Origin of the sequence: Rhizobium sp. AN80A, assembly GCF_030053015.1 — a bacterium.
Lineage (GTDB): Bacteria > Pseudomonadota > Alphaproteobacteria > Rhizobiales > Rhizobiaceae > Rhizobium > Rhizobium metallidurans.
In genome coordinates this window covers 3,021,302-3,047,423 of sequence record NZ_JASJPX010000003.1, presented here as the reverse complement: position 1 = coordinate 3,047,423, position 26,122 = coordinate 3,021,302, and the positions used below count along the sequence as shown (strand labels likewise).

Below are 26,122 nucleotides of genomic sequence, written 5' to 3'. Positions count from 1 at the left end.
GATCATCATCGCCTCACTTCCTACCTGCCGGAGCCATACAAAATGACGCGCCACACCGAAAAGCCGACCGCGATGGAAACCCTGCTCGCGACGCTCGATCTCGAGCCGATCGAGGTGGACATCTTCCGCGGCACCAGCCCGCAGGTCGGATGGCAGCGGGTCTTCGGCGGACAGGTGATCGCGCAGGCGCTGATGGCGGCGCAGCGCACCGTCGACATCGAGCGGCTGGTGCATTCGCTGCATGCCTATTTCATGCGGCCCGGCGACCCCTCCGTGCCGATCGTCTACCAGGTCGAGCGCATCCGCGACGGATCGAGCTTCAACACCCGCCGCGTCGTCGCCATCCAGCATGGCAAGGCGATCTTCGCGCTGTCTGCGTCGTTCCAGATCGTCGAGCCGGGCTTCGAGCATCAGGTCGCCATGCCCGACGTGCCGATGCCCGAAACGCTGATCGACGAGAACGAGATCGCCAAGCGCTACCTCGCCAATGCGCCCGAGGCGATCCGCAAATACTGGGGCCGCGAGCGGCCGGTCGAGATCCGGCCGGTCTCGCTCACCCACTATTTCTCCGACAAGAAACTCGATCCGCTCCAGCATGTCTGGGTGCGCGCCAACGGTCCCGTCCCCGACGACCGGCACGCCCAGGCGGCGGTGCTCGCCTATATCTCCGACATGACGCTGCTCGACACGTCGCTCTACCCGCACGGCACCTCGATCTTCGACCAGACGATCCAGGTCGCAAGCCTCGACCATTCGATGTGGTTCCATCGCCCGGTCAAGCTCGACGACTGGCTCCTTTATACACAGGACAGCCCCTCCGCATCCGGCGCCCGCGGCCGACGCGCGGTAGCCTCTATACGCGAGATGGTGTCCTGATTGCGTCGGTGGCGCAGGAAGGCCTGATTCGTAAAAGGGCAAATGACTAATTTGAGTGCAAATTTGTCCATTTGCGCATTTCTTGGGCGGCTATTAGGCAATCATTTGCCTGTTTATTGGCGTCAATAAATATCCTCCTTATTTTTCAATACCTTAACAAATCGTTTCGAATCTGGCACGGGCCTTGAATGTAGGAGGCTGGTCGCTGGTCGCAAACGGCAGTGGCAAGGAGAGTCGGCTCCGTGCCGAGGGTAACGAAGGATGGGAAACCAGATGAAAATTGTGATGGCCATTATCAAGCCGTTCAAGCTGGATGAGGTGCGCGAAGCCCTCACGGCGATCGGCATTCAGGGCCTGACCGTGACCGAAGTGAAGGGTTACGGGCGCCAGAAGGGACATACCGAAATCTATCGCGGCACCGAATACGCGGTCAGCTTCCTGCCGAAGCTCAAGATCGAGATCGCCGTCGCAACGGAGATCGTCGACAAGGCCGTCGAAGCCATCGCCGCGTCGGCCAAGACCGGCCAGATCGGCGACGGCAAGATCTTCGTTTACTCGATCGACCATGCCGTGCGCATCCGTACCGGCGAAACCGACGCAGAAGCGCTGTAAGTAACGGTAGAGCCAAGGAGCTTTTCTCTATGTCAATTTCGAAGTTTTCTCCCACTCTGGCGCGCCTTGCCACTGCGTCCGCGGCGCTCCTCGCGCCGGTCGTCGCCTTCGCGCAGGATGCCGCCACGACGGCCGCTCCGGCTGCCGCAGCCGCGCCGGTTCCCGATAAGGGCGACACCGCCTTCATGTTCATCTCCACGCTGCTCGTGCTGTTCATGATCCTGCCGGGCCTGGCGCTGTTCTACGGCGGCCTGGTTCGCGCCAAGAACATGCTGTCGGTACTGATGCAGTGCACGATGGTCGCCGCCGTGATGATGCTCATCTGGGTCATCTACGGCTACTCCTTCGCCTTCGGCGGCTCCGAGAGCGCCTACTGGGGCGGCACGGCGAAGATGTTCCTCGCCGGCATCACCAAGGATTCCACCGCCGCGACCTTCTCGCAGGGCGTCGTCATCCCCGAGTACATCTTCGCGATGTTCCAGATGACCTTCGCGGCCATCACCCCCGCCCTGATCGTCGGCGCCTTCGCCGAGCGCATCAAGTTCTCCGCCGTGGTGCTCTTCTGCGCATTGTGGGCCACCTTCGTCTACTTCCCGATCGCCCACATGGTCTGGGACGCCAACGGCCTGCTCTTCAAGATGGGCGCGCTCGACTTCGCCGGCGGTACCGTCGTTCACATCAATGCCGGCGTCGCCGGTCTGATCGGTGCGATCATGGTCGGCAAGCGTACCGGCTTCGGCAAGGACATGATGGCGCCGCACTCGATGACGCTCACCATGGTCGGCGCCTCGATGCTCTGGTTCGGCTGGTTCGGCTTCAACGCCGGCTCCAACCTCGAAGCTTCGGGCGGCGCGATGCTCGCTACCGTCAACACCTTCGTGGCCACGGCTGCCGCCGTCGTGTCGTGGGCCGTCGTTGAAACGCTCACCCGCGGCAAGGCCTCCATGCTCGGCGGCGCGTCCGGCATGGTCGCAGGTCTGGTCGCCATCACGCCGGCTGCCGGCATCGTCGGCCCGATGGGCGCCATCATCATGGGCCTGATCGTTTCGCCGCTTTGCTACTTCTTCGTCTCCGTGGTGAAGAACAAGTTCGGCTACGACGACACCGCTGACGTCTTCGGCGTTCACGGCATCGGCGGCATGTTCGGCGCGATCGGAACCGGCATCTTCGCCAGCGCGTCGCTCGGCGGCGTCGGCTATGCCGAGGGCGTCACCATGGGCGGCCAGGTCATGACGCAGATCACCGCGATCGCCATCACCATCGTATGGTCCGGCATCGGCTCGGCGATCCTCTACAAGGTCGTCGACGTTATCGTCGGCCTGCGCGTCCCGGTCGAATCCGAGCGCGAAGGTCTCGACCTCGCAACGCACGGCGAAGCCGCCTACCACTCGTAATCAAGGCTTGCGGCGCCCGAACAAAGGGCGCCGCCGAACAGCCTGTCACGGCCTGATCAACACTTATGCCGCTCCTGGCCCGGACCTCGCAAAGGTTCGGGCCTTTTTATTTTCCGATGCCGGGCGCGCGTCGCGCCCCCAAGGATCGCCCGTCAGGCTTTAAGCCCTTGTTTTATCGCATGTCGTTGCCGCGAAACCGCCGCGCGCTTTCGCGCGACATGCCTGGGACGGACCCCGCATGGTTAACATCGCTTTAACCGTCCTTTGATTAGGTGGAGCGGACGCATTGGGCGCGAAGTGCATTGGCGATTCGCACGCTTTCAGGCATTGGACGGGTACAACACATGGCAAGAAGCACATCGCCAGCAATGGATGGCCGGCCGGACCGTTTCTCCCTCTCGGGGTTCATCTTCCGGCAGGCGCAGACCCTTTTGGGGTTCGCGATCTTCATCGCGCTGGCACTGGCAATCGCGGCACTGGCGACCTGGAACGTCGCCGATCCGAGCTATTCCTACGCCACCGGCAACGAGCCCACCAATGTGCTCGGCTATAGCGGCGCCGCCTTCGCCGATATCCTGATGCAATTCTTCGGGCTGGCGAGCGTCGTGGCGCTGCTGCCCGTGGTCGCCTGGGCGCTGGCGCTGATCTCCGGCCGCCGCTTCACCCGCATTCCGGCGCGCGCCGCCGCCTGGGGCCTCGGCTCCGTTCTGTCCTCGGCCGTGCTCGGCTGCTTTCCGCCGCCGCTGACCTGGCCGATCCCCAACGGCATCGGCGGCGTCATCGGCGACATGATCCTGCGCTTCCCGGCGCTGTTCGTCGGCGCTTACCCGACCGGCACCTTCGCCATCGTCGTCGGCTGCATCTTCGCGGTGCCCTGCGTCTGGATGATGCTGTTTGCCGCCGGCATCATCGGCCGCACCGAGGAGGAGGAAGCCGAGGAAGAGGAAGAGAACTACGCCGCCAGCCGCTCCAAGCTGCGCTCGGTGGGCGATGAGGACGAGGATGACGACGAGGGCGGCTGGCTCGCCTTCGGCGCGCTGACGCATGCCTGGTACATGAGCCAGGCCCGCATGCGGCGCATGCTCGGTATGGGCCCGCGCAAGCGCAAGCTTGATGATTACGACGCGCCCTACGATTTCAACGATGACGAGTTCGGCAAGCTCAACGAGCCGGTGCGCGCCAAGGCGCCCCAACGCGGCGAGCGCATGGATCCGTCGATGGACCCGTCGATCGCTCCCCGGGCCGGCTCGCCGCGCCGCGTGGTCTCGGCGCCGTCGATCTCGCTCAACGACGATGAAGACGACGACATGGGCTACGGCGACATGCCGCCGCGCCCGGCCGATATCCTGCCCGACGACGAGGACGACAATGGCTGGATGATGCGCGCGCCCGCCAAGCAGGCCGGCGGTCGCCCCGAGCCGCGCGTGCAGCAGGCCGCCGCCCGGCCCAAGCCCGGCGCCCGCATGGAGCGCGAGCAGCAGGGCTCCTTCATCCGTCCCGAAGGTTTCCAGCTGCCGTCGGTGCATCTGCTCGCGGAGCCCAAGGCCGTCGTGCGCGATTCGACGCTGTCCGCCGACGCGCTGGAACAGAATGCCCGCATGCTCGAAGGCGTGCTCGAGGATTTCGGCGTCAAGGGCGAGATCATCCATGTGCGCCCCGGCCCCGTGGTCACGCTCTACGAACTGGAGCCCGCGCCGGGCATCAAGTCGTCGCGCGTCATCGGCCTTGCCGACGATATCGCCCGCTCGATGAGCGCCATCGCCGCCCGCGTCGCCGTCGTGCCCGGCCGCAACGCCATCGGCATCGAACTGCCGAACAACATCCGCGAGACCGTCTATCTGCGCGAGATGATCGCTTCCAGAGACTTCGAGACCTCCAAGGCCAAGCTCGCCATGGCGCTGGGCAAGACCATCGGCGGCGAAGCCGTCATCGCCGATCTCGCCAAGATGCCGCATCTGCTCGTCGCCGGCACCACCGGCTCGGGTAAGTCGGTCGCCATCAACACCATGATCCTGTCGCTGCTCTACCGCATGACGCCGGAGCAGTGCCGCCTGATCATGATCGATCCGAAGATGCTCGAACTCTCCGTCTATGACGGCATCCCGCATCTGCTCTCGCCCGTCGTCACCGATCCGAAGAAGGCCGTCGTGGCGCTGAAGTGGACCGTGCGCGAGATGGAAGAGCGCTACAAGAAGATGTCGAAGATCGGCGTGCGCAACATCGACGGCTTCAATTCCCGCGTCGAGCAGGCGCTCGCCAAGGGCGAGGCGATCTCGCGCACCGTGCAGACGGGTTTCGACCGGGAGACCGGCGAGGCGATGTACGAGACGGAAGAGTTCGACCTGAAGCCGCTGCCCTATATCGTCGTCATCATCGACGAAATGGCCGACCTGATGATGGTCGCCGGCAAGGACATCGAAGGCGCCGTGCAGCGCCTGGCGCAGATGGCGCGCGCCGCCGGCATCCATGTCATCATGGCGACGCAGCGTCCGTCCGTCGACGTCATCACCGGCACGATCAAGGCCAACTTCCCGACCCGCATCTCCTTCCAGGTGACGTCCAAGATCGACAGCCGCACCATCTTGGGCGAACAGGGCGCCGAACAGCTGCTCGGCATGGGCGACATGCTCTACATGGCCGGCGGCGGCCGCATCCAGCGCGTCCACGGCCCGTTCGTGGCCGACATGGAAGTCGAGGACATCGTCGCCTATCTGAAGACGCAGGGCGCGCCGCAATATCTCGACGCCATCACCGCCGATGACGACGAGGACGGCGACTACGGCGGCGGCCCCGCCGGCACCGGCAACCTCGCCGACAGCGACGATCCCTACGACCAGGCCGTCGCCATCGTCCTGCGCGACGGAAAGGCCTCGACCTCCTACATCCAGCGCCGTCTCGGCATCGGCTACAACCGCGCCGCATCGCTGATAGAGCGCATGGAGCAGGAGGGCGTGATCGGCCCGGCCAACCACGCCGGCAAGCGCGAAATCCTGGTGCCGACGGAAGGCGATATTCTCGACCGCTAGGGGCGAAAGCGCCCTTGATTCCCGCGCCGGCGTTCCGATTTATCTCGTATGGGCCGGGACTTCACGGAAACCTGATCGGTGCGAAAACGTTACCTTTGGCCGGTCCTGCGAACACGCCATGAAGACGCCGCGTTTCGGCAGCATGCAGACTGCATAAAGGAGACTTTCATGAACCACTCCGACACTTTCCTGGACCGCCTCACGCTGACACGGCGCCACATGCTGGGCGCGCTTGCTGTCGCGGCGGCGTCCACGGCGCTGCCGCTCAACGTCTTCGCCCAGGCCGCGGCCGCGCCCAGCGCCAACACCGCGCAGGCGATCGCCGATCATTTCTCCTCCGTCGCCACGATGCAGGGCGAGTTCGTGCAGTTCGGCCCCAAGGGCGAGCAGACCGGCGGCAAGTTCTTCATCCAGCGCCCCGGCAAGCTGCGCTTCAATTATGACGACCCGTCGCCGATCCGCGTCATCGCCGACGGCAGGAACGTGGCGATCGGCAACATGAAGCTGAAGACCTGGGACCTCTACCCGCTGTCGAAGACGCCGCTCAGCCTGCTTCTGGCACAGAAGATCGATCTGTCGGCCGGCTCGGTGAAGAGCGTCAAGGAAGAATCCGACCTGACGACCATCGCGCTCGGCAATAGCACGGTGTTCGGCAACTCGACCATCACCATGATGTTCGATCCGAAGACCTTCGACCTGCGCCAGTGGACGATCACCGACAACCAGGGGAAGGACACCTCCGTCATGGTGTTCAACGTTCAGACCGGCGTGCAGTTCGACGACAAGGTGTTCAAGGTACCCTACGAGGTCATTCCGGGAACGGCGGCCTATCGGGATTGAGCTTGGCGGCGGGGTGACCGCTCCGCCGCGCCGGACCCTCAAGAAACATTGATTTGCGCATCGCTGTTGCCCATGTTGAACCAGGGGCCATGCTGAACCAGGGACAACCGATTGGGCGGGAGCACATGCTGCAACGGACCGAGGAAACAGATGCCGCGCTGATCGACAGGCTGCAGCAGGCGGCGTTCAACTACTTCCTGAAACATGCCAATCCCGATAACGGGCTCATCGCCGACACCTCGGTCGCGGGCGTGCCCTGCAGCATCGCCGCCGTCGGCTTCGCGCTGTCGTCCTATCCGGTCGCCGTCGAGCGCGGCTGGATGACGCGGGCCGATGCGATATCGCGCACCACGACGACGCTCTGCTTCTTCGCCAACGGCCACCAGGGCCGCGAGCGCCACGCGATCGGCTATAAGGGCTTCTTCTACCACTTCCTGCACATGGACACCGGCAACCGCGCCTGGAACAGCGAGCTGTCGACCATCGACACGACGCTGCTCGTGGCCGGCGTGCTGACGGCCGCCGCCTATTTCGATGGCGACAGCGAGGCCGAGACCGAGATCCGCCGTCTCGCGACGCTGATCTACGAGCGCATCGACTGGCGCTGGGCGCTGAACAAGGGCGAGACCGTCTGCATGGGCTGGAAGCCCGGTAGCGGCTTCCTGCGCTGGCGCTGGCAGGGCTATGACGAGGCGGTGCTGCTCTACACGCTGGCGCTCGCTTCGCCGACGCATCCGATCCCGCAATCAAGCTACGACGCCTTCACCTCGAGCTATTCCTGGATGCTGTTCGGCGACAAGTGCTATCTCTACGCCGGTCCCTTCTTCATCCACCTCTTCTCGCATGCCTGGATCGATTTTCGCGGCATCCGCGACAAGCCGATGGCGGCGCGCGACAGCGATTATTTCCGCAACACGCAGATCTGCATCGAGGTGCAGCGCGATTACGCCGAGCGCAACCCCGGCAATTTCGTCGGCTATTCCAGGGATATCTGGGGTCTTTCCGCCTCCGACGGCCCGCCGCCATCACGCAGACGTCATGGCGACCGGCGCCCGAACGTGCTCGGCTACGCCGCCCGCGGCGCGCCGCTTGGCCCCGACGACGGCACGCTGGCGCCCTGGTGCGCGCTGGCGTCGCTGCCCTACGACCGCGAGGCGGCGATCTCGGGCACGCGCGCGCTGCTGCAGACCTATCACAACCTCTGCGGTGAAGGGCGCTTTCCCGGCGGTTTCAACCCGTCGGTGAAGACGGCGGGACCCGAGGGCTGGGTGGACGATCGCTGCGTCGGCATCGACCAGGGACTGCTCGTCATGTCGATCGAAAACGACCGCTCCGATTTCGTCTGGAGCCTGATGCGCAAGTCCGACGTCATCCGCACCGGCCTCACGCGCGCCGGCTTTACCGGCGGCTGGCTCGAAGACGAGGCGGAAAACGACGAGCGCAAGTTCGCCTGAATGACGATCGCCTGATCGGCGGTTTCGGGCGGGCGCGAAAAACGCCCGCCATGATGCAAAGACGGCTCAGCGCGCGAAGACATGCGCCTTGCCGGCGATCTCCAGCCGCACCCGATCGCCGCGCGAAGGCAGCGCCACGCTGGAGGTCTTGATCAGGATCGGCGGCAGCGCCACGCCGTCGAGCGATACGGCGACCGTGCAGGTCGCGCCCCCGAAATCCACCTCGACCACGCGCCCGCCATAAGGCTGCTCGCTGCTGTCGGTGACGACGCGGATCTGCTCAGGCCGCAGCATGATCTCGACCTTGCCCTGATGCTCGCTGTCGACCGCGACATGGCCGAGCGCGCAATCGGCATGGCCGTTGCGGATGATCGCCGGCAGCATCACCGCATCCCCGAGAAACAGCGCCGTCTCGCGGTCGCGCGGCGCCAGATAGAGCGATTGCGGCGATCCGGCCTGCACCAGCCTGCCGTCGCGAAGCACCGCCACCTGATCGGCATAGGAGAGCGCCTCGGCCTGGTCGTGGGTGACGAGGATGCTGGTGATGCCGGCCGCCTGCAGCACCCGGGCCACCGCCTTGCGCATGTTTTCGCGCAGGCCCGTGTCAAGCGCCGAGAATGGCTCGTCGAGCAGCATCAGGCGCGGTTCGCGGCCGAGCGCGCGCGCCAGCGCCACGCGCTGCTGCTGGCCGCCGGAGAGCTGGTGCGGGCGACGCGTCAGCATGCCGCGATCGAGCTCGACCATGTCGAGCAGCTCGAGCACCCGCTTGTCGCGGTTATCAGCGCCGCGCGCGATGCCGAAGCCGATATTGCCGGCCACGTCGAGATGCGGAAACAGCGCGCCTTCCTGTGAGACGATGCCGATGCCGCGCCTGTGCGCCGGAACGGCGGCCGGCCCATCGGCCAGGAGCTCGCCGTCAAGCATGACGCGGCCGCTATCGGGCTGCTCGAAGCCCGCGATGATGCGAAGCAGCGTCGTCTTGCCCGAGCCGGAGGGACCGACCACGGCGGTGCGGCTGCCCGCCGTCACGTCGAGCGAGATAGTATCGAGCGCCTGCACCTGACCGTAACGCTTGCTGGCACCTTCGATCGTAAGCAGCGTCATTGTCCGGCGGTCCGTTTCGATTGAGCATGAAGGAGAAGGGTCAGCGGCAGCGACAGCACGACCATCATGAAGGCATAAGGCGCGGCGGCGACGTAATCGATCTCGCTGGTGAGCGACCAGAATTTCGTGGCCAGCGTCTGCACGCCGTTGGGCGACAGCATCAGCGTCGCCGTCAGCTCGTTGGTGATCCCGAGCGCCACCAGCGCGATGCTGGCAGCGGCACCCGGCGCGGCAAGCCGCATGGTCACCTGCCGCACCGCCTGGCCCGGCGTGCGTCCGAGCGCCATCGCCGCCCGCTCCAGCTCCACCGGCGCCTGCGCGATGCTGGCCCGGAGGCCGACCATGGCGCGCGGCAGGAAGAGCAGGATATAGGCGAGCAGCAGCGTCGCGAAGGTCTGGTAGAGCGGCAGCACCAGCCGCACGGTGATCGTCACCAGCGCCAGCGCCACGACAACACCCGGCAGCGAGCCGACATAGTAGTGGCAGGCCTCGAGAACGCGCTGCACGCGGCCCGGCGCGCGCACCGACAGCCAGGCCATCGGGGCCGCCGCGATCGTCGCCAGGATACCGCCGGCGAGCGCCAGCACGATCGACTGGACGAAGGCATTGCCGACCTCGACGCGCCAGATGCCGGCGCCACCGAGATAGAGCCAGCGCACCAGCGTCACGAAGGGAACGCCGAGCGTCAGCGCCGCGACGACGAGAGGCAGAAGCATGGCCGGCACCGTGTACCAGCCGAGGCGGCGGCGATCGGCCGGCCGCGCCGAACCGGAGCCGACGCGGGCATAGCGCTCGTTGCCGCGCACCAGCACCTCGATGGCGAGCAGAAGCAGGCAGAAGGCGACCAGCACGCCGCCGAGCATATTGGCGGCCGGGCTGTTATAGGCCGACTGGAACTGATCGACGATCGCGGTCGCAAACGTGTCGAAGCGGATCATCACGAAGAGCCCGTATTCCGACAGCAGATGCAAGGCGATCAGGAGCGAGCCGCCGCAGATGGCAAGTCTCAGCTGCGGCAGGATGGTGCGGAAGAACACCGCCCAGGGTCCGAGCCCGAGCGAGGCGGCGGCATCCTCGATCGCCGGATCGAGCCGGCGCAGCGCCGCCGCCACGGGCAGATAGAGGAACGGATAGTAGGCGAGCACCGAAACGAAGACGCCGCTCTGCAGCCCGCGCATCCCCGGCACCAGGCTGACCCAGGCATAGGAATGCACGAAGGCGGGTACGGCCAGCGGCGCCACCGCAAGCCACGCCCAGAGCCGCGCCAGGGGCACGTCGGTGCGTTCGGTGATCCAGGCGAGCGTCACCGCCAGCACGATCGCCAGCGGCACGGTGATGACTTCGAGAGCCACGGTATTGACGAGCAGCTCGCCGACGCGCGGACGGAAGACCAGTTGCTTCACGGTTTCCCAGCCGACATCGACGGTGATCCAGGCGATGAAGCCGAGGGGAATGAGACTGAACAGGGCAACGATGGTCGCGAAGGCGACGACAGGCGTGTACGGCATGCGCCGACGCGGCGGCGCCAGCTTCAGCGCCGGCCGGGCTGCCGGCGCGTTCGGGCCGGCGTTGAGAAATCTGTTGTCCTGCAGCAAGACCGCCGCCTCTGACACGCTGAAAAAGGAAGGCAACCGCCGTTTAAAGCGGTTGCCCTTTATCGTCTTGCCCTAAGGTTTTCTTGAGCCAAAAGCAATAGTTTTCGCCCGAAACGCCAGGGACGGAAGGACAGCCGGTCAGATGAGGCCGGCGGCGGTGATCATCTCCACCACCTTCTTGCTGTCGAGTTGCGAGGCATCGACCTTCGGCGCCTGCAGCTCGTCCATCGGCACCAGCTTGTCGTTGGAGGCGACACCCTTGCCGACGACATACTCATAGGAGGTGCCGTTCTTCAGGATCGTCTGGCCGGCCTTGCCGGTGATGAACTTCAAAAACGCCTGCGCTTCCTTCTGGTGCTGGCTCGATTTCAGGATGCCGCCGCCCGACAGGCTGACGAAGGCGCCCGGATCCTGGTTCTTGAAGTAGTACAGCCCCACGTTCTTGCTGTTTTCGGCCGTCCCCGCCTGATCGCCGAACCAGTAGTAGTGATAGATGATCGCGCCTTCGACCTCGCCCGCGTTGACGGCCTTCATGGCGACGGTGTTACTCTTGTAGGAGACTCCGTTTTCCTTCAACGCCTTCAGCCAGGCGGACGTCGCCTCTTCGCCCTTCAGCTGCAGCAAGGCGCTGACGATCGCCTGGAAATCGGCGCCGACGGGTGCCGCGCCCCAGCGGCCCTTCCAGGCCGGATCGGCGAGATCGAGCATCGACTTCGGCAGCTTGTCTTCGCTGAGTTTCGTCTTGTCATAGGCAAACACCGTGGAGCGCGCGCCGATACCGGTCCACATGCCGTTCTTCGAGCGGAACTGCTCGGGCACCTGGTCGAGCGTTTCCTTGTCGATCGGCGCGAACAGGCCGGCGGCATCGACCAGCGTCATCGCCGGCGAATTCTCCGTGAGGAACACGTCGGCGGGCGAAGCCTCGTCTTCCTGGATGATCTGGTTGGCGAACTGCATGTCGCCGCCCTGGCGCATCGTCACCTTGATGCCGGTCTCCTTGGTGAAGGCGTCCACCCACTCCTGGCCGAGAGCCTGGTGCTGGGCGTTGTAGACGACGATCCCCTCCGAATCGTCCTCCTGCGCCACGGCGCCCGAAGTAAGCGATATCGCGGCGAAAAGCACCGCGCCGAGAGCGGCGGCATGCGAGAGGCGACTAAGGGAGACGGTCATGATGCCCTCCATGGCATTCACCTGCGATATCCGGATGATGGCAGCGGTATATTTTCCTTGCCACTCAATTTCAAGTTTGCGTACCCCGGGAGCCATCACAAAGGCTTGAAATAATTGGTATATTTTAGAACGATTCTAGAGCGCTCGGATGAGCGAGACCAGCTCGTCCTCGACCTCGATGCCGTTCTCGATCGCCATGCGCCGGGCGTTCTGCCCGCGCCGGCCGGGCAGCCGCACATCCGGATCGGACGTGATCTCTTCGGCGAGCCGGCCCATGCGCGCGGCGGCGACCGCCCCGCCGGCGGCATCTGGATTGATGACGATGAGCATATGCCCGAGCGCCGGAGCGGCCCCCTGATCGTCGAACAGCGACGACGCCTCGAAGGAGAAGTTGGCGCCGGTGAGCGCGCCGGCCATGATCTCGACCATCATCGCGAGCGCTGCGCCCTTGGCTTCACCCGATGGGATCATGGTGCCGGCCAGGGCTTCGACGGCGTCCGTGGTCGGCTGGCCGTTGCGGTCGAAGGCCCAGCTGTCGGGGATCGGCACGCCCTTCTGCCTGGCCGCCATGATCTTCCCACGCGCGACGCGCGACAGCGCCATGTCGATGACAACGGGATCGGCGTCCGGCACGGGGGCGGCGAAGGCGATCGGATTGGTGCCGAACACGGGTTTGCGGCCGCCCCATGCCGCCATCGAGGCCGGCGCATTGGCGACCATCAGCGCCACCAGCCCCATTTCGGCGAAGCGCTCGACCGTCAGCGCCAGCACGCCGGCATGGTGCGAGCGGCGGAAGGCGGCGGCCGCGATGCCCTGCTCGCGCGCGATATCGGGAACGACGGACAAGGCGAGATCGATAGCCGGATAAGCGTAGCCGTGATTGGCATCGATCTGCACCACGGCGGGAAATGGCCGCAGAAGCGACGGCGTCGCGAAACCATCGACCTTGCCGACCCTCGCCTGGCTGGAATAGGCCTCGACGCGCCTGAGCCCGTGCCCGCCCTGCCCGGCTGCTTCCGCCGCCACCAGCGCGCGGGCCACCGAACGGGCATTGGCCTCGCTCACCCGGTTTCTGGTCAACACCTCGAAAACCAGGGCTTCAGCGGCGGCAAGTGTCAGATGCATGAGGAACCCACGTCATGAAATAGGCGATAACGCGGTTACGTTATCGCCCTTCCTGCGATGCAGCAATCGACCGCGAGGCTTATTCGACGTCGAACTTGACGCCCTGCGCCAAGGGAAGCGTCTTGCCGTAGTTGATCGTGTTGGTGGCACGGCGCATGTAGGCGCGCCATGCGTCGGAGCCGGACTCGCGGCCGCCGCCGGTTTCCTTCTCGCCGCCGAACGCGCCGCCGATCTCCGCACCCGAGGGGCCGAGGTTGACGTTGGCGATGCCGCAATCGGACCCGCGCGCCGAGACGAAGGTTTCGGCCTCGCGCATGTCGTTGGTGAAGATCGACGACGACAGGCCCTGCGGCACGGCGTTATGGTCTTCCAAAACCGCGTCGAAATCGCTGTACTTCATGACGTAGAGGATCGGCGCGAAGGTCTCGTTCTCGACCGGGCCTGTCTGCGCGGGCATCTCGACCAGCGCCGGACGCACGTAGAAGGCGTCGGAGGCACCATTCTCCACACGCTCGCCGCCGGTGACCTTGCCGCCGGCAGCCTTCGCCTGCTCCAGCGCCGACTGCATGTTGCTGTAAGCCCGGCTGTCGATCAGCGGGCCGACCAGCGTGCCAGCCTCCAGCGGATTGCCGATGCTGACCGAGCCGTAGGCCTTCTGCAGGCGCGGAACCAGCGCGTCGTAGACGCTCTCATGCACGAACAGGCGGCGCAGCGTGGTGCAGCGCTGGCCGGCGGTGCCCATGGCCGAGAAGGCGACGCCGCGCAGCGTCAGGTCGAGATCAGCCGTCGGGCAGATGATCGCGGCGTTGTTGCCGCCGAGTTCGAGGATGGCGCGGGCAAAGCGCTGCGACAGGCGCGGACCGACGGCGCGGCCCATGGCAGTCGAGCCGGTGGCCGAGACGAGCGGCACCTTCGGATGATCGACCAAGGCCTCGCCGACATCGCGGCCGCCGATCAGGAGCGTCGAGAGATTGGCCGGCGCGGTGCCGCCTTCGGCGACGAAGCGCTTCAGCGCCTTTTCGAACAGCGCCTGCGTGGCGAGCGCGGTCAGCGGTGTCTTTTCGGACGGCTTCCAGACGGTGGAATTGCCGCAGACCAGCGCCAGCGCCGCATTCCACGACCAGACGGCGACGGGGAAGTTGAAGGCCGAGATGATGCCGACGACGCCGAGCGGATGCCAGCTTTCCATCATCCGGTGCTCGGAGCGCTCGGTGGCGATCGTCAGGCCGTAAAGCTGGCGCGACAGGCCGACGGCGAAATCGCAGATGTCGATCATTTCCTGCACTTCGCCGAGGCCTTCGGACGTGATCTTGCCGACTTCGATCGACACCAGCCGGCCGAGCTCGGCCTTGGCCGCGCGCAGCTCCTCGCCGAGCAGGCGCACAAGCTCGCCGCGCTTAGGCGCCGGAACGGCGCGCCATTCGAGAAACGCCTTGTGGGCATTATCGATCGCGGTCTTGGCGTCGGCGACGGACACTTCCTTCAGCGCGCCGATTTCCTTGCCTGTCACGGGCGACGTCACCCGCAGCGTGCCGCCGGTAAAGCTGGTGGCGCTAACGCCGAGCTTGGACATGAGGGTCTTGGTTTCGGTGGCGAGATCGAGCGTTTCGATGGTCATTGTCGTGGTTCCAACCTTATTGTTCTTAGAAGCGGGCATCGGCGAAGTGGGCGACCTGGGCGCCGGCTTCGTACCATAATTCCTTCGCGGCGCGGAAGCGCGGCTCGGCGGGATCAGTCAGTGGCAGCGGCAGCTCGGCCTCGGCCATCTCGCCCAGGATGTGGCGGGCAAGCGTGCGGCCGAACACCGTTCCCGGCGCGATCCCCCGGCCATTATAGCCGGAAAAGCCGACGACATTGTCGGCGAACTTGTGAAAGCGCGGCAGCGCATTGTCGGTCATGCCGATCTTGCCGTACCACTCGCATTCGAACTCGACCTCGCCAAGCTGCGGGAAGAGCTTCTTCAGCGCGCGCCGCGCCCAGCCCTTGTGGACGGAAAGCCCTGTGTTGCGCAGCGCGCCGACACTGCCGAACACCAGCCGGCCGGCCTGGTCCATGCGGTAGGAGGAGAGAATTTCCTTGGTATCCCAGACGCCCTCGCGGCCAGCAAGGATCGACTTGCGCAGATTATCGCCGAGCGGCCGGGTCGCCAGGTTGAAATAGGGCAGATGCACCTGCTCGTTGCGCACCTGTTCCCACGGGCCGGTGCTGTAGGCATCCGTCGAAACGATGATCCAGTCGGCGGTGACGGAACCCTTCGCCGTCCTCACCGTCCAGCGACTGCCGTTTTTCTCGGTGGCGATGACGGGGCTCGACGTATGCAGCGCAACGCCGGCCTTGACGGCGGCGTGCGCGAGGCCGCGCGCATAGGCGAGCGGCTGCAGCGTGCCGGCACGCATGTCGAGCAGCGATCCGGTATAGGCGCTGCTGCCGACGCGTCGTGCCGTCTCGGCGGCGTCGAGCAATCTGACATCGGCGCCGCGTGCCGCCCACTGGCTGGCGCGATCGGTGATTTCCTTGAGGCCATCGGCGCCGACGGCGACATGCAGCGTGCCGTTGCGCTCGAGCTCGCAGGCGATCTTGTGCTTGTCGATCAGCTCCATCACCAGCTTCGGCGCATTGCCGAGCAGGTCGAGCAGGCGCTCGCCATAGACCGGGCCGAGCACCCCGGGAAGATCGTCCGGCATCACCCACATGCCGGCATTGATCAGCCCGACATTGCGCCCCGCGCCGCCGAAGCCGACTTCGTTGGCCTCGAGCAGCACGACCGACTTGCCCGCCTCCGCCAGGTGCAGGCTGGAGGACAGCCCGGTATAGCCGCCGCCGACCACGACGATATCAGCGGTTACAGCGCCCGCAAGCGGCACCGTTGCCGGCGGCTGCGGCGCGGTCTTTTCCCAAAGGCCATGGGAGCGCGGATCATTCAGCATCGGGGGCTCCGTTCGCGGATATTCAGGCGACGTCGCTCAGCCGCAGGCCGGAAAGCCCGAGCAGATCGATCGCCGCTTCCAGCGAGCGTGCCTGACGTTCCGCGTAAAGGTCAAGCTCATCCGTGACGGTGGCGCCGAGCGCCTCTTCGAAGGCCGAGCGGTTGGAGCGGGTGGCATAGTTCTGCTGCTGGTCCGTGCCGAGGTTGGACTGGAAGATCCCGGCCGCGCTGACAGGCAGGAAGTCCTCGTAGACGATGGGATCGAAGGTGAGATAACCCATCTCGATCAGCGCTTCCGCATCATCGGGCAGCGCGCCATCGACGGCCGCGGCAACGCCCTTGGGCGTCGCGGAATAATGGAAGAAGGCCAGTTGCTCGGCCCGGAGCGCCGCCCAGCTGTCCGGCAGTTCGCGGAACCGTTCGGCAAGCTCGCTGTCGTAATCGCCAGCCTTGGCGCCGGCAGCGCCAACCTGCACTTCGCCGCGAACCGATGCCAAGAGCCGGTCGTAGAGCGCCCGGCCCTTGGCCGTCAGCGCCACGCCGCGCTGCTCGATCTCGCCGAAGCGGGCCGTATGCGTGCCCTTGTTGGTCTCGGTCTCGCCGGCAAAGGCGATCGTCTCTTCCAGCGCCTTGAAGCTGGTCTGGCGCAGCAGGATATCGCAATCGCGGCGCGGCGGCCCTTCGATGACGGCCTTCGGCGTGATGCCGCGCTCCGGCATGCGGGCCTGCACGGCGTCGATATCGAGCGTGCGCGGGGTGAGGTGGTTGATATGCGGCCCCTTGAAGGAGACGACGTCGGCGATCAGCCGGTGCGCGTCGTGCAGGCGCTTGTAGGTCTCGGCCGTCACGGTCGCCTCGCCATGCCAGCGGAAGGTCTCCAGCGCCTCGGCGACGAATTCCTGCGCTTCCGCCTCCGTCAGCCCGCCGGCCGCTTCATGACGCTCGATCAGCTGGATGGCACGCGCGGTATAGATGCGGCGCTTCGCGAGAATATCGGCGGCCTCGGCGCGCAGAGCCTCGTCCTCGATCAGTTCGAGCCTGAGCAGCGAGGTGAAGACGCGGAACGGGTTGACGCTGAGCGCCGCCTGGTCGACCGGGCGGAAGCAGGTGGAATGCACGGGCACGCCGGCCACCGAGAGATCGTAATAGCCGACCGACTGCATGCCCATGACGGCGAAGAGGCGGCGGATGGTGAAGAGCTCTTCGGGCGTGCCGAGACGGATGGCGCCATGGCGCTCGACATCGATGCGCTCCAGCTCCCCGGCCCGCGTCAGGCGCTCGCGGAGCGCTGTGTCCCTGGCCAGCACCTCGGCATTGACGTCGGCGACCAGTTCCAGCAGCGTTCCATATTGCGGCACCTCGGCGCGATACATCCGCGACATCGCTTCGGTGAACAGCGAGCGGATGCGGTCTGTGGAAACGAAGCCTGCCATGAAAGAGATCCCCACGTTCATTCCGATTTTGATTAGTGAAGCTATTTACAAGCGCCCGAAAGCCATAAATATCGACATTTCGGAAATAGCTCATTCTGAAATGGAATGACCCATGCTGACGTCAAGGCGTTTTCTACCCTCTACCGCGCTGCTCTCCGCCTTCGAGGCGGTATCGCGCACCGGCAGCGTCACGGCCGCCGCCAAGGAGCTCGACCTGACGCAGAGCGCCGTCAGCCGCCAGATCAAGACGCTGGAGGAGCAGCTCGGCGTCGAGCTCTTCATCCGCGAACGCCAGACGGTGCGCCTGACGCTTGCCGGCGACGGCTATGCCCGCGAGATCCGCGAGGCGCTGCGGCGCATCTCCAGCGCCTCCTTGAACCTGCGCGCCAATCCGCACGGCGGCACGCTGAACCTGGCGATCTTGCCGACCTTCGGCACACGCTGGCTGGCACCGCGCCTCGGCCGCTTCCTCGCCGCCAACCCCGGCGTCACCATCAACCTCGTCACCCGCCTCTCCTCCTTCGACTTCCGTCTGGATTCGATCGACGCCGCCATTCACTTCGGTCATCCGCTCTGGCCGGGCGCCGAGCTGAGCTTCCTGATGTCGGAAAAGACCGTGCCCGCCTGCAGCCCCGATTTCCGCGACCGGTACGGCATCAGCCAGCCATCCGACCTCGTCGATGTGCCGCTGCTGCATCTGACCACCCGCCCCGATGCCTGGGAACAATGGTTCGCCGACAACGGGGTGCCGCCGCAGACCGTTCACGGCATGCTGTTCGACCAGTTCGCGACGGCCGCCCAGGCAGCGATCGCCGGCCTCGGCGTGGCGCTGCTGCCGACGTTCCTGATCGAGGACGAGCTGAAGCGCGGCGATCTCGTGGCATCAGTCAATCGCGAAATGGAGAGCAAGGAGCGCTATTACCTGGCCTTCCCGGCCGAGCGCGCCGATTACGCCCCGCTTTCGGCCTTCCGCGACTGGATCGTGCGCGAGGCCACTCTCTAAGACTATGGCTTGCGCCGGGCGGGTGCTTTCGAGCATTATGCGGCGCAACAGAATTCGATGCAGGAAATTCCCATGAAGCCGATCTTCGTCCAGCTCCAGTGCGCCCCCGGCAAGACCTATGAGGTCGCCGACGCCATCTACAAGACCGAACGCGTCTCGGAGCTTTATTCGACCAGCGGCGACTACGACCTGCTGCTCAAGGTCTATATCCAGGAAGGCGAGGACATCGGGAAATTCGTTAACGATCAGATCGCCAGCATTCCCGGCATCGTCCGCTCGCTGACCACGCTCACCTTCCGGGCATTCTGAGACCGGGTCACGGTCGGTTAACTCTCCGCAAAGGCAAAACCCCGGGGAGGCGGACATTTAACGCCGCCTTAACGCGGGCGGTTGTCATGTGGCATCGATGAAAGCCGCGACCAGCAATCGCGGCCGAAGGAATGACATATGTCCGCCGCCGAACTCTATACCCATGACGCCGAACCGGTCGCCGCCAGCGCGCCGCTGATCGTTCACGTCATCCGCCAATTCCTGCCCAATCGCGGCGGCCTCGAGGACGTGATCGCCAACCTCTCGCGCCAGACGCTGAAGCGCGGCTACCGCGTCCGCGTCGTTACGCTCGACAGCTTGTTTACCGCCCGCGACAAAAAGCTGCCGTCACGCCAGACCATCGACGGCATCGACATCATCCGCATCCCCTGGTCGGGCAGCACCCGCTATCCGCTCGCGCCAGAGGTCTTTCGTCATCTTAGCGACGCCGACCTGATCCATGTGCACGCCATCGACTTCTTCTTCGATGCGCTCGCCTGGGGCCGGCTGCTGCATCGCAAGCCGATGGTGGTCACCACCCATGGCGGCTTCTTCCACACGACGAAATACGCGGCGATCAAGAAGATCTGGTTCCAGACCATCACCCGCCTCTCGGCCATGGCCTATCAGCGGGTCATCGGCTGCAGCATGTCGGATCTCGCGCAGTTCGAAAAGATCGCGCCGAGCCGCACCATCGTCATCGAAAACGGCGCCGACATCGGCAAGTTCGCCGACCGCGCGTCGCGGGCGCCCAAGCGCCGGATCGTCACGATCGGCCGGTTTTCGGTCAACAAGCGCCTCGACAGGCTGATCGATGCGATGGCCGTGCTGAAGGCGCGCGATCCGGACTGGCATCTCGATATCGCCGGCGTCGAATCCGATCTGACACGGCAGGACCTGATGGCCCAGATCGACCGGCTGCAGCTGAACGACGCCGTCACCCTCCATGTCGGCGCCGACAACGACGCGGTCGGGCGCATCATCGCCGACGCCTCGATCTTCGCTTCGGCCTCATCCTATGAGGGGTTCGGGCTGGTGGCGCTGGAAGCCATGAGCGCCGGCCTGCTGCCGGTGCTCAACACGAATGAGGCCTTTAGGACGCTCGGCGCGCGCCACAAGGACATCCTGCTCACCGACTTCGCCGATACGGCGGCCGCGGCGGACGCGCTGGAAACGGCCTACAAGCGCCTGGAAGCGCAGGGCCCGGCGGTGCGGGCTGCCCTTCTCTCCGATGCTTCGGCCTATTCCTGGGACGTCGTCGCGGAGCGTTACATCGGCGTCTATGAAGAGCTCATCGGCTAGGACAGCCGGCACCTTTTCCCTCGACAAGCCGAACAATCGGCCGATCCGAAACCAGCGAGCGCGGGCCGCCTGGCCGCGCTCAGGCTTTCGCCAGTCGCGCGATCTCGGCGAACACCGTCTTGCGCGATTCCGGCGGCGTCAGATTGTGATCGGCCTCTGGCAGCATCACCAGGCGGACGTTCGGATGGCGATCGAACTTGCGGCCTCCGGGGCCGAAGTGGAAGTACATGTGCTCAAGCCCGACATCGCCTTCACTGTAGATCAGCGTCAGCGGCACCTTGCGCTTGCCGACGGTGACGAAGGATTTCTTCACCTCGCTCGCCGTGTGCCGGCGGCTTGGAAGATATTCGAGCAGCGGCGCGATGCGCACCGACATGCGGCGTGAGAAGGCGATGATGACATTGCGCGTCGCCGCCATCACGTCGATATCGCCCTTGAGCAGGCGCTTGACCGTGGCGAAGCTGGAAAGCCGCTGGCCGTAATCCTCGAAGCTGCGCGGCACCGAGACGACATGCTTGCGCTCGACCGGCTGGTTCGGATCCCAGTAATAGACGAAGGGATTGATCGACACGGCGGCCTTGACCCTGACATCGTCGACGGCCGAGCGGATGGCGACATAGCCGCCGCTGCAACGGCCCGCGACCATCAGCGGCCCCGGCACCATGCCCTCGAGCAGATCGAGCGCCGCCTGCGCATCGGCATTCTGGGTGGCGGAATAGAGGATCTGATCCGGCGCATCCGGGCGCGGCGGGCTGTCGCCGACATTGGCGGAATCGAAGCGGATCGAGGCGACGCCCTCGCGGGCAAGCCCCCTGGCCATATCGGTGATCGCGCGACCCCAGCCGGACTGGCGGTCATAGGCCGTCGACAGGAACACCACGCTATTGCCGCGCGGCCGCCCGACCGGACGCGTGACGATGCCGACGAGATGATTGAACGCGCCGAAACGGACCGGCACTTCCTCGAAGCCGTCGCCCGAGATCGACTGGGCATCGACCGCCGTGGCCGAAGGCGTAGCGGCCGGATCGGCCGACGTGTGTTCGCCCACCCACTGCGCCAGCGTCTCGACGACCTCCATCGGCGTCCGCGAGAACACCGGGTCCGAGATCAGCCTGTCATAGCCTTTGAACGTCTGCTGCTCGACCGTCGCACCAAGCGCGGTCAGATTGTCGGCAAGCGTCGTGTCGTCGGCTCGCTCCGGGCGTTCCAGAATGAGGTAGCGGGGGGCGGCAAGGGTTTCCGGCGCGGCGATGCGCACCTTCGACAGTTCCGCGGCGATGCCATCGGGCATCTGCAGCCCGGCGATCATGTGCTTGCCCTCGGGAATGGCATCCTCGCCCAATCCCAGGTGATGATTGATGAATGTCGCCCATGCGCGAAGCTCGCGCAGATAGGCACGGCCATTGACGACGGGACCGAGCAGGGCGATGGCATCGACGCCTTCGATCGACGGCGCGGTTCGCTGCGCCAGCGCCGCACCGAGCCCCTGCGCGACGATGATGATGCGGCTGCAGCCGCTCAAATGCTTCAGCCGCGCGGCCGCGCTGCGGATCGCGTCTTCCCAGACCGCGAGGCCGACCGTGTCGTCGATATCGAGCGCATCGCCGGCGCCGGGATAGTCGAAGCGCAGGCTGGGCACGCCAAGGGCTGCGAAATGCTCGGCCGTGACACGGAAGAACCGCCGGCTGCACATTTCTTCAAGCCCCCAGGGATTGACGAAGAGCACGGCGGTGGAGCGCTTCGCGACGCCCGCATTTTCCGGCTTGAACAGGCCGATCGTGCCATCGAAGGCAAATGGAAGGGCGGCCTCGTTGCCGGCGCCTTCGGCAAGACCGGTTTCGACCGTGATTTCGATGGGCTCCTCCTGCGCCGTCTTGCTCGATGGCGCAACGAAGGCGATGGCCTTGCTGGCGGATTTTCTCATCGAGGCCGGCAATTTATTGACAATGGACAACATAACATCGGCATCCTCTTGCGGAATTGCCTTTAAAAGCTTGAGCGCGACAATATATCCAGCGCCCCCAATAACGACTGCGAGAACAAGTCCAATAGAACCGTTGATATAATGTAAAATTCCAAGGGCTATAACTGCGCACAAGGCGGCCGCCGCGAGCGTCTTGAATAACGTGACATATAGACCCGAGAGCTGGGAGCCGAATCCGGTCAGCCGCACCATGAGGATACACATTATCGTGAACACGCCGATGCGCACCATCGCGGCGCCCTCGGCGGCGAAGAAGGGCACGACCGCGAGGCAGCCGAGCGTCATCACCACGGCGGCGACGACGCTGACTTTCAGCCGGTCGCGGGCGCGGTCCATGGACAGCAGATACAGGCTGAGCGTCTGCATGAAGGTGTAGGCCGGAGCGGCGAGCGCCAGGAGCGCCACGACGGTTCCGCTGCGCGCGAACGCCTCGCCGAACACTTCGCGCACCAGCTCGCTCGATATGGCGGCGAGCCCGAGGCTCATCGGCAGGATAATATAGGCCATGCTGCGGGTGACCGCCGCGAACACCTCGACCGGCAGGCTGCGGTCGTCGCTCGAATGGCGTCGCTCCGAATAATAGGGAAGCAGGCTCCCCGTCATCTGGATCGGCAATTGCAGCGCGATATTGGCGATGGACAGACCCACGGCATAGAAGCCGACCATCTCGACCGACCAGAACTGCTGCAGGAACAGGAGCTCCAGCCTGTTGAGGAAGATGGAATCGATCAGGAACTGCGCCGAGAGCAGCATGGAGGAGGCGGCGAGATACTTCAGCGGAACGCCGCAGCGGTCACGCGGCGTCATCAGGATCGGGATGGTGGCGATGAAGAACACCATCTGCCCGAGCAGATAGCCGACCAGCACGCCCTCCACCCCATAGAGCACCGCACCGGCGCCGACACCGATCAATTGCAGCAGGCAGACGCCCATGGCGAGCTTGAAGAAATCGGTCAGCCGCCGCTCACCGATGAGATAGAATTTGACGAAGGACCCGATCGCCTGCACGAAGAACAGTGCCGCCGTCACATAGGCGATCGACGGCGTCGTCTTCGCCCAGTGCATCTTCTCCGAGGTCAGGAAGAACAGCGCGTAGAGGCCAAGCAAAAACAGCGTCGAGCACAGCATGACAGTGACGAGCAGCGAGGCGAAGCCTAGCCGCCGGCGCGCATCGAAACCCTCCGCCTGCAACTGCGGCAGCGTCTTCGACAAGGTGATGCTGGAGCCGAGCTCGGCGATCGACGCGCCGGTGACCACGAGCCAGAGCGAGAAGGCGATGATGCCGTTCGCCTCCGGCCCGAGCAGCCGGGCGGTGATGATGGAAGACAGGAATCCCGTTATCAGGAGCAGCATGCCCGCCGCGCCGTTCATCACAGAATTCGCAATAATTCCCTTAGACATACCGTATCCGCTTCAGGCCATTCCAGACGGCCCATATTAGTAAGAAAGTCTTTCGAAATTGATTGCGCCTCATCTTTCGCGACGCGCGCGCCTAGAACGAAAAGGCACGCGCGCCACCAGGCGTCAGCACGTCGCCGGCGGGCTTTTCCTCCGCGTTTCGTGCGGAGAGCGGGCGCAGGAGAACGCGTTTGGCCGCACCCGGCGCCAGATGGAACCAGTCGTCGTCGGACCGGTAACCGTCGATGCTGAAATGCACCGACTGCGCCAGCCTGTCGGTGGCGAGATCCGCGAACCACGCGCCGCCATCCTCGACCAGCGAGACCTGGATCTCGGCATCGTGCACGGCTTTCGAGCGCCCCTGCGGGAAATGGAAGGCATCCGCCACCACCGCGCCACCTTCGGGAAGCCTGAGCCGCGCCACCGTGACGTCATGCGCCGGCGGCCCGAAGCGGAATGCGTAGGTGGTGTCGAAGAAGGCACCGAACAGGTCGGTCGCGGCAAACGTTTCCGTGCTGCGCGGCGCAAGCGTCAGGATGCGCCCGCCGCTCGCCACATGCTGCCGGCCGTTTCTGAAGCAGACGACCTCGAGATCGAGCTGCAGATTGTGTTCGGTCTCGTTGATCACATGCACGTCGAGGCCATTGGTCCCCTCGTCGGTCACCAGCACCTGCACCGGCCGAAATGCGCGGCGCAGCGCGTACCAGATCGGCTTCGGCGCGCCGGTCGAATCGATCACGCCCCAGCCGGCGCCGGGCAACAGGTCCTGAAGCGTCCAGACGAGCGCACCATTGCAGCTCGACCCCTTGCGCCGCCATTCCGCGAAGGTCTCCTCCGCCACTTCGCCGGTGACGGCGCGCGACAGGTCGAGATAGAGATCGCGGTTCTCGCGGCGCAGGCGCGCCGGATCGAGGTCGTAGAGTTCGCCGAGATAGAAATCGCGCACATCCTCGAAATCCCAGGAAGCGCCGCGATCCCTTGGCACGCGCGATTTCCATAGTGGGCTGTGCACCGGGGGTACATCGAGATGCCGATGCAGCGTCTTCTGCTGCGGCACATTGGCGAAGGCGAGGCTCTCAGCCGCGAAGCGCACATGGGCGCGGCGGGCGTCTTCGAGCGGCCGCATATAGGCGCCGACGCCGTAGTAATGCGTCACGCCGGCATTCGGCGAAAACGGCATGGCACCGCCCGAGGGCGAATTGGCGACATAGGGGATTTCGGGGCAGAGCCGCGCCGCGATCGCCGGAATGATCTCGTCGGTGATCGGGCCGGACCAGAATTCCGGCGGCAGGCCGAGCATCGCCGCCTGCTGATAGATCTCGCTACCGCCGCAGAGCACCGTAAGCGATGGCGAACCCTGCACGCCATGCAGGAACTCCTCGACCTCGGCGTGGACATGGGCGGTAAACGCCTTGTCGTTCTTCGGATAGTCGAAGTTGGCGAACATGAAGTCCTGCCAGACCATCAGCCCGAGCTCGTCGCAAAGCTGGAAGAAATCGGGCGTCTCGTAGGCCATCGTGCCGCCGATGCGGATCATGTTCATGCCGGCCTCGGCGGCCAGCCGCAGGAACGGCTCATAATCCGCCCGCGCGCCAGGAAGCTTCACGATATCGGCTGTCGTCCACACCGCGCCGCGGCAAAACACCCGCTCGCCATTGATGAGAAGCGCGAAGTCGCTGCCATCGGCGCCGCGATCGGCCACCACACTCCGGAAACCGGTCTTGCCAAGCGGATGCTCGACGCCATCGACGACGACGGCGTAGTCGTACAAGCGCGGCGTTCCGTGCGTGTGAGGCCACCAGGGCTCCACGTCCTTCAGCCTCAGAATGGCCGAGTAATGCCGCTCGCCGACCCTTTCGAACGCCTGCTCGATGCCGCCGCAGCGCAGCGACAGATCGGGTGTCTCGGCGTCGGTGCGAAGCGACACGCTGAGCTTGCCCGAACCATCCGGCTCCAGCACCGCCCGCACGCTGACGTCATCGAGCGAAACGACGTCGCGGCGAACCAGCGTGATCGGCCGCCAGGGGCCGGCGGCGTGGATCTCAGGGCACCAGCCGGGCATGCGGCCGAGCAGCGTGGTGCGAACGTTCTTCAGGCCCTGCGGCGTGATCATCTGCGGCCGCCAGCGGGCGCGCGGGCCGTTGTCGGCGATCCGGGGTGCAAGCGCGCGAAAACACAGCGCCAGCTCGTCGCCGCCTGACAGCGTCACCGGCACCTCGTGCATGGTGAACATGCTCTCGGACGAGAGGATTTCCTGGCCGTTCAAGAACACATGGCATAGCGTCGCCAAGCCCTCGAAGCGCAGGATGGCGTCACCCGGCGCGGCGTCGAACAGGCGGCAGACATACCAGGCGTCCCTGCTGTCGAGCGGCACGGGGTTTTCGCGATCGAACAGACCCGCTCTCTCGAGCGCGGCGGCGACCGTGCCGGGCACATCGGCGGGGATGAACTGGGCGGAAAGCGGCAGGTCGTGCGGATTGGCGCAGGCGCCGGGTTCCGTCAGAACCAGGTTCCAACCCTCGCCGAGCGCGATCTCCTCCGCCGCGATGCTCGCCAGTCTCCCACGCATGA

At 65.3% G+C, this 26,122-nt stretch carries 17 protein-coding genes and 1 pseudogene; 9 read left to right on the top strand and 9 right to left on the bottom strand.

The genetic code is table 11. The features are described 5' to 3' along the window. Positions 1 to 42: 42 nt before the first annotated feature. From tesB to P3R82_RS26605, 6 genes and pseudogenes are all read left to right on the top strand, one after another. Positions 43 to 926: pseudogene (gene tesB / locus P3R82_RS26630) on the top strand (acyl-CoA thioesterase II). 211 nt (positions 927 to 1,137) lie between these two features. Continuing rightward, the gene (locus P3R82_RS26625; protein ID WP_183899926.1) at positions 1,138 to 1,488 is read left to right on the top strand and encodes a P-II family nitrogen regulator; all 351 of its coding nucleotides are present in this window, start codon (positions 1,138 to 1,140) and stop codon (positions 1,486 to 1,488) included. A gap of 29 nt (positions 1,489 to 1,517) precedes the next feature. Further along, positions 1,518 to 2,882, top strand: a complete 1,365-nt coding sequence (locus P3R82_RS26620) for an ammonium transporter (protein ID WP_283195950.1) — start codon at positions 1,518 to 1,520, stop codon at positions 2,880 to 2,882. Between the two features lie 344 nt (positions 2,883 to 3,226). Beyond that, the gene (locus tag P3R82_RS26615) at positions 3,227 to 5,908 is read left to right on the top strand and encodes a DNA translocase FtsK (protein WP_283195949.1); all 2,682 of its coding nucleotides are present in this window, start codon (positions 3,227 to 3,229) and stop codon (positions 5,906 to 5,908) included. Positions 5,909 to 6,076: 168 nt separating this feature from the next. After that, complete coding sequence (locus tag P3R82_RS26610) at positions 6,077 to 6,748, top strand: outer membrane lipoprotein carrier protein LolA (protein WP_283195948.1); 672 nt, start codon at positions 6,077 to 6,079, stop codon at positions 6,746 to 6,748. 125 nt (positions 6,749 to 6,873) lie between these two features. Then, on the top strand, positions 6,874 to 8,202 hold the full coding sequence (locus tag P3R82_RS26605) for a glucoamylase family protein (RefSeq protein WP_283195947.1): 1,329 nt from the start codon (positions 6,874 to 6,876) through the stop codon (positions 8,200 to 8,202). Between the two features lie 66 nt (positions 8,203 to 8,268). Here the strand turns inward: P3R82_RS26605 and P3R82_RS26600 are convergent, their stop codons facing one another. The 7 genes from P3R82_RS26600 to P3R82_RS26570 all read right to left on the bottom strand — a co-directional run bounded on the left by P3R82_RS26600 (position 8,269) and on the right by P3R82_RS26570 (position 17,555). Then, positions 8,269 to 9,306, bottom strand: a complete 1,038-nt coding sequence (locus P3R82_RS26600) for an ABC transporter ATP-binding protein (RefSeq protein ID WP_183899931.1) — start codon at positions 9,304 to 9,306, stop codon at positions 8,269 to 8,271. Beyond that, on the bottom strand, positions 9,303 to 10,814 hold the full coding sequence (locus P3R82_RS26595; protein WP_283196429.1) for an iron ABC transporter permease: 1,512 nt from the start codon (positions 10,812 to 10,814) through the stop codon (positions 9,303 to 9,305). The genes P3R82_RS26600 and P3R82_RS26595 overlap by 4 nt, the downstream gene beginning before the upstream one ends. Before the next feature lie 225 nt (positions 10,815 to 11,039). Beyond that, positions 11,040 to 12,071 carry an iron ABC transporter substrate-binding protein gene (locus P3R82_RS26590; protein ID WP_283195946.1) on the bottom strand — a complete coding sequence of 344 codons (1,032 nt, stop codon included), beginning with the start codon at positions 12,069 to 12,071 and terminating at the stop codon, positions 11,040 to 11,042. Between the two features lie 135 nt (positions 12,072 to 12,206). After that, positions 12,207 to 13,196: an Ldh family oxidoreductase gene (locus P3R82_RS26585; protein ID WP_283195945.1), complete on the bottom strand. Its 990-nt coding sequence runs from the start codon at positions 13,194 to 13,196 to the stop codon at positions 12,207 to 12,209. Positions 13,197 to 13,275: 79 nt separating this feature from the next. Continuing rightward, a complete protein-coding gene (locus P3R82_RS26580) occupies positions 13,276 to 14,814 on the bottom strand; it encodes an aldehyde dehydrogenase family protein (RefSeq protein WP_283195944.1) in 1,539 nt (512 codons plus the stop codon). 25 nt (positions 14,815 to 14,839) lie between these two features. Further along, positions 14,840 to 16,123, bottom strand: a complete 1,284-nt coding sequence (locus P3R82_RS26575) for an FAD-binding oxidoreductase (protein WP_283195943.1) — start codon at positions 16,121 to 16,123, stop codon at positions 14,840 to 14,842. A gap of 22 nt (positions 16,124 to 16,145) precedes the next feature. Further along, positions 16,146 to 17,555 carry a VOC family protein gene (locus P3R82_RS26570; RefSeq protein ID WP_283195942.1) on the bottom strand — a complete coding sequence of 470 codons (1,410 nt, stop codon included), beginning with the start codon at positions 17,553 to 17,555 and terminating at the stop codon, positions 16,146 to 16,148. A gap of 112 nt (positions 17,556 to 17,667) precedes the next feature. Here P3R82_RS26570 and P3R82_RS26565 point away from each other — a divergent pair, with 112 nt between their 5' ends. The 3 genes from P3R82_RS26565 to P3R82_RS26555 all read left to right on the top strand — a co-directional run bounded on the left by P3R82_RS26565 (position 17,668) and on the right by P3R82_RS26555 (position 20,169). Beyond that, positions 17,668 to 18,558: a LysR family transcriptional regulator gene (locus tag P3R82_RS26565; protein WP_283195941.1), complete on the top strand. Its 891-nt coding sequence runs from the start codon at positions 17,668 to 17,670 to the stop codon at positions 18,556 to 18,558. Positions 18,559 to 18,630: 72 nt separating this feature from the next. Further along, positions 18,631 to 18,867 (top strand): Lrp/AsnC ligand binding domain-containing protein, encoded by a 237-nt coding sequence (locus tag P3R82_RS26560; RefSeq protein WP_112425684.1) that lies wholly within the window; start codon positions 18,631 to 18,633, stop codon positions 18,865 to 18,867. Positions 18,868 to 19,005: 138 nt separating this feature from the next. Then, positions 19,006 to 20,169 (top strand): glycosyltransferase family 4 protein, encoded by a 1,164-nt coding sequence (locus tag P3R82_RS26555; protein WP_283195940.1) that lies wholly within the window; start codon positions 19,006 to 19,008, stop codon positions 20,167 to 20,169. 79 nt (positions 20,170 to 20,248) lie between these two features. Here P3R82_RS26555 and P3R82_RS26550 read toward each other — a convergent pair whose 3' ends face one another. Together P3R82_RS26550 and P3R82_RS26545 are read right to left on the bottom strand one after the other, a co-directional pair. Next, positions 20,249 to 23,554, bottom strand: a complete 3,306-nt coding sequence (locus P3R82_RS26550; protein ID WP_283195939.1) for an alpha/beta fold hydrolase — start codon at positions 23,552 to 23,554, stop codon at positions 20,249 to 20,251. Between the two features lie 91 nt (positions 23,555 to 23,645). Beyond that, a complete protein-coding gene (locus P3R82_RS26545) occupies positions 23,646 to 26,120 on the bottom strand; it encodes a glycoside hydrolase family 2 protein (RefSeq protein ID WP_283195938.1) in 2,475 nt (824 codons plus the stop codon). Between the last annotated feature and the right edge of the window lie 2 nt (positions 26,121 to 26,122).